This is a genomic window from Candidatus Coatesbacteria bacterium, assembly GCA_014728225.1.
GTDB lineage: Bacteria > RBG-13-66-14 > RBG-13-66-14 > RBG-13-66-14 > RBG-13-66-14 > WJLX01.
In genome coordinates this window covers 1-4621 of record WJLX01000088.1, presented here as the reverse complement: position 1 = coordinate 4621, position 4621 = coordinate 1, and the positions used below count along the sequence as shown (strand labels likewise).

Sequence of the window (4621 nt, the reverse complement as noted above, 5' to 3'; positions counted from 1 at the left end):
GTTATGAGGGCGGACCCTGGAGCGGTCCGCCTGGATCGTCGTTGAGCTGGATACGTCATTGCCCGATAAACCACGGAGTCTGAGCCCCCACGCTATGGGGCTGGCGATTAAGCGAAATGCCCTGATGCGCCCAATGGTCGTAACCCAGGCCCCGGCGCGTGTTTTTGCCCCGCCGGACCACCGGGTCCGGCGGGGTTGCAAAAACCGTGACGGGGCCGGTGCGAACCCCCGGAGCTGCGCCTTGACAAGCCCCGGCGGGGCTCCGTAAACTTAGCTTCCCATGTCGATCGAGAAAACAACAGCCGTGTCACCGATCAACGGATCCCGGAGAGGGGAGGGCGGCCGAGTGCCGCGCACGGTCGACGGCGGGACTCCGCGTCCCGACTCCGCCGACCGCTAACCCTTTCCCCGCAGTACCCCCTCCGGGAGAAGAAACCATGACAGACGACAAGCAGCTCAACGCCCAGTATGACCCCGCCGAGCTGGAGACCCGTTGGTTCGCTCATTGGGAGGCCGCCGGCCACTTCAAGCTCGACGACAACGCCCCGGGGCCGGTCTACAGCGTGGTCATCCCGCCGCCCAACATCACCGGCTCCCTGCACATGGGTCACGCCCTCAACAACACCATCCAGGACATCCTGGTGCGCTACCACCGGATGCGGGGGTTCAAGGTCCTCTGGCAGCCGGGGACGGACCACGCCGGCATCGCCACCCAGAACAAGGTCGAGCAGGCCCTGGCCCGTGAGGGCAAGACCCGCCACGACCTGGGCCGCGAAGCCTTCATCGAGCGCTGCTGGGAGTGGCGCGCCCACTACGGCCGCGATATCGTCGAGCAGCTTAAGCTGCTCGGCTGCTCCTGCGACTGGAGCCGGGAGCGCTTCACCATGGACGAGGGGCTGTCGCGGGCGGTGCGCACGGCCTTCAAGGCCTACTACGACGCCGGGCTGATCTACCGCGGCGCCCGGATGGTCAACTGGTGCCCGCGCTGCTATACCTCGATCTCCGACCTCGAGGTCAAGCACGAGCAGCGCAATGGCCACCTGTGGTATATCCGCTACCCCCTGGCCGACGGCTCCGGCGCCCTGAGCGTGGCCACCACCCGGCCCGAGACCATGCTCGGCGACACCGGCGTAGCCGTCCATCCCGACGACGAGCGTTTCAAGCATTTCATCGGCCAGCAGATCGCCCTGCCGCTGACCGAGCGGAAAATCCCCATCGTCGCCGACGGCCACGTCGATCCCGCCTTCGGCACGGGCTGTGTCAAGGTCACTCCGGCCCATGACTTCAACGACTACGAGATCGGTGCCCGCCACGAGCTGGAGCTGGTGACGGTCATCGACTATCACGGCCGGATGACCGCCGCTGCCGGGGCCGCTTACGAGGGCCTGGAGCGCAACGAGTGCCGTAAGCGGGTCATCGCCGACCTCGAGGAGCGGGGCCTGCTGGAGCGGACCGAGGACTACGAGCTGGCCGCCGCCACCTGCGACCGCTGCCACGAGACCATCGAACCCCTCGTCTCCGAGCAGTGGTGGCTGGCGATGGACGACCTCAAGCAGCCGGCGATCGAGGTCGTCAGGTCCGGCGCTGTGCGCTTCGTCCCCCAGCGCTGGACTGCGGTCTACCTGGACTGGATGGAGAAGCTGCGCGACTGGAACATCAGCCGCCAACTGTGGTGGGGTCACCAGCTCCCCGTCTGGTACTGTGACGACTGCGGCGCGACCATCGTCGAGATCGAGACGCCGGAGAAGTGCGCCGAGTGCGGCGGCACGCTGACCCAGGATCCCGACGTGCTGGACACCTGGTTCTCCTCGGCGCTCTGGCCGCTCTCGACCCTCGGCTGGCCCGACGAGCCCGCCGAGCTGGATGAGCTCTACCCCACCGCCGTGCTCTCCACCGCCCCGGACATCATCTACCTCTGGGTGGCGCGGATGATCATGAGCGGAATGCACTTCCGCGACGAGAAACCCTTCGGTGACGTCTACCTCCACGCCACCATCCTGGCCCGGGACGGCCGGCGGATGAGCAAATCCCTCGGCACCGGCGTCGACCCCCGGGAGATCATCGAGGAGTACGGCACCGACGCCCTGCGCTACACCACAATCAGTCTGACCGGTCAGGGGCAGTCCGTGCGACTCTGGACGGAGCGTTTCACCCTGGGGCGCAACTTCGCCAACAAGATCTGGAACGCCGCCCGCTTCCTCCAACTCAACCTGGCCGAGAGCGAGCAGGCCGAACGGGCGCCGCTGTCCATCGCCGAGCCGCCCGACAACCTCACCCTGGAGGACCGCTGGATCATCAGCCGCGTCGGCGGAGCCTTGAGCGATGTCGCCGACTTGATCGAGGCCTACCGCTTCAACGACGCCGCCCAGCGGGTCTACGATGTCTTCTGGCACGAGTTCTGCGACTGGTACCTGGAGCTGATCAAGCCCCGGCTCTACGGCGAGGATCCGGCGGCCAGGGAGACCGCCCTGACGGTGGCCCTCCACGCCGAGCGGGCGCTGTTGAAGATGCTGCACCCCGTCATGCCCTACATCACCGAGGAGCTCTACCGGCGCCTGTTCCCCAACGCCCCGCGGGACCTGATGGTCAGCGAGTGGGAGGACGGGGCGGACTGGCCGCGCTTCCCCGAGGCCGAAGAGCGGATGGCCCGTTTGCAGGTGCTGATCGACGCCGTGCGCACCGTGCGCGGCGAGATGAACGTCCCGCCGGGCGCCCGGGTCAGTCTGCTGATCAAGACCGCAGACGAGAGGTTGATCATCCTGCTGGACGAGTACCAGGGCTACTTCGCCAACCTGGCCAACGTCGAGGGCCTGCGCGCCGGGCCGCAGCTCGTCAAGCCCAGGGGCTCGGCCGCCGCCGCCGTCGGCGACGTCGAACTCTACCTGCCCCTCGAGGGGATCGTCGACTTCGCCGCCGAGGCCGCCCGCCTGGAGAAGGACCTGGGCAACAAGCGCACGGCTTTCAACAAGGTCGGTAAGCGGCTGGCCAACGAGGCCTTCCTCTCCAAGGCTCCCGCCGAGGTCGTGCAGAAGGAACGCGACAAGCGGGACAAGCTGTCCGCCGAGATCGAGGCTCTGGAGAAACACCTGGCGCAGGTCCGCGAGCTGCTGTAGGTTACTGTCGCCAGTCGGCTTTGTCGTGGGGAGGACCGTTCGGTCCTCCCCTTTGCGTTGTAAACGGAGTCCCCGTCCTCCGGGGCTTGCGATTACGCTCCGCCGTGAAGGGTGTTGGCTTAGCGACGTTTTTGACGCCCAAACGGCCGGGTACGCAGCCCCCGCCAGCCCCTATATGCAAAGGAAAACAAGACATCGAGGATTAAGTCCAAATATAACAGAAACAACCCTGTAAGATAATGTTATCCTGCATATACAGACAATAGTCTTCAATAACGAGGATAAGTTGACCGGAAGGGGGCTATGTGTAGGAGATTTCCCTGATCGTCTTTGCGTGCTGTTTTCTCATCAGCTTAACTGGTTGCCCGCCGGGTTTGACACGACGGACCTACGACGGGTCCGGGAGTTGAAGCGGGAGACCCTTGATTTGATCGAGCTCGCAGTCGAACCATATCCGGATCATGCAGCGCAGGCGGCAGACCTCCCGCAGCGCATCAGAAAAGAGTTGAGCGCTAACACCGCTAAAGCTGATAACGAATCACGAATCGAGCTGTGGGAGATGCTCCCTGCCGAAGATGCAGTCTATTTGGTTCCTTCATCCTACGTTGGGAAGCGCAAGGAACACTTAGTCGGGTCTTCATCGAGGATTACCAAGTCATTGTCGATGAAAACCACGATCAGATAATCAGGGTTGAGGAAGAACGATGCAAGAGGAGAGATATCGTTATCCCAGGTGTTCGAAGAGGTAGTGAAAAAGGGATTATCACGGGTAAAGAACATCAACTGTTGCAGTTGGGTTCTTCCAGCGGCGTGAACGGGTCTGTCATCCCGCCACCGACGAGGGGGGCAATGTGGCGGGGAAGAGCGGAACGCGGGAGCGGCTTGTCAACTGTCCCAGCTGCAATTACCGCTACCACTACCGCTGCGCCGAGGGACGTCAAAAAGGCGAGCGTCGCGGCAAGCTGTTCAACCATCATCCCCGGGAACGTCGCAACGCGCCGCCGCCGGCAAAACGCGGCGAGATAGCCCGCCTGTTCCGGCTCGGTGTTCCGGCGGCGCGGGTCGCCAAGGACCTGGGCAGCCATCGTAATAAGGCATATCGCTACTGCAAGCCAATCCGCAAGCGCCGCGCCGCCGCTCGCCGGGCCGAGCTGGACCCGATCGACGTTCTCCAAAATGGCCCCCAGCAGGTGCTTCTCGCTGCAGTTGAACGGTAGGCTGACGCGGACCCCGCCGCCCCGCTTGAGCAGCCCGAAGACGGGGATCTTGCCGCCGGCGCCCCGGCCTCGCTTTCCTTTACGATGGCCGCCGAAGTAGGCCCCATCGACTTCTATGAGCTTATACCATGCGCCCCTCGAGCTTTTCCAGCTCGGCCTCCCGATCAGCGGCGCTGCGCTCCCTTAGTCGATTGTACCATTTGGATACTGTTTTTGCGGATAAGCCGACACCTTTCGCCGCGGCTGCCGCAGGAACGCTCAGCCACAATAATCGAGCTATCTCTTTTTGCT

The 4621-nt window shown here is 64.1% G+C and carries 2 protein-coding genes and 1 pseudogene; 2 read left to right on the top strand and 1 reads right to left on the bottom strand.

What is annotated here, in order from left to right; genetic code table 11:
• Window positions 1-437 precede the first annotated feature (437 nt).
• Together GF399_06135 and GF399_06130 are read left to right on the top strand one after the other, a co-directional pair.
• Window positions 438-3113 carry a valine--tRNA ligase gene (locus GF399_06135; protein ID MBD3399894.1) on the top strand — a complete coding sequence of 892 codons (2676 nt, stop codon included), beginning with the start codon at window positions 438-440 and terminating at the stop codon, window positions 3111-3113.
• An 851-nt stretch (window positions 3114-3964) separates the two neighbouring features.
• On the top strand, window positions 3965-4330 hold the full coding sequence (locus GF399_06130) for a hypothetical protein (protein MBD3399893.1): 366 nt from the start codon (window positions 3965-3967) through the stop codon (window positions 4328-4330).
• Window positions 4331-4339: 9 nt separating this feature from the next.
• On the opposite strand, the pseudogene GF399_06125 reads toward GF399_06130, so the two are convergent.
• Window positions 4340-4447: pseudogene (locus tag GF399_06125) on the bottom strand (IS1595 family transposase).
• Window positions 4448-4621 lie beyond the last annotated feature (174 nt).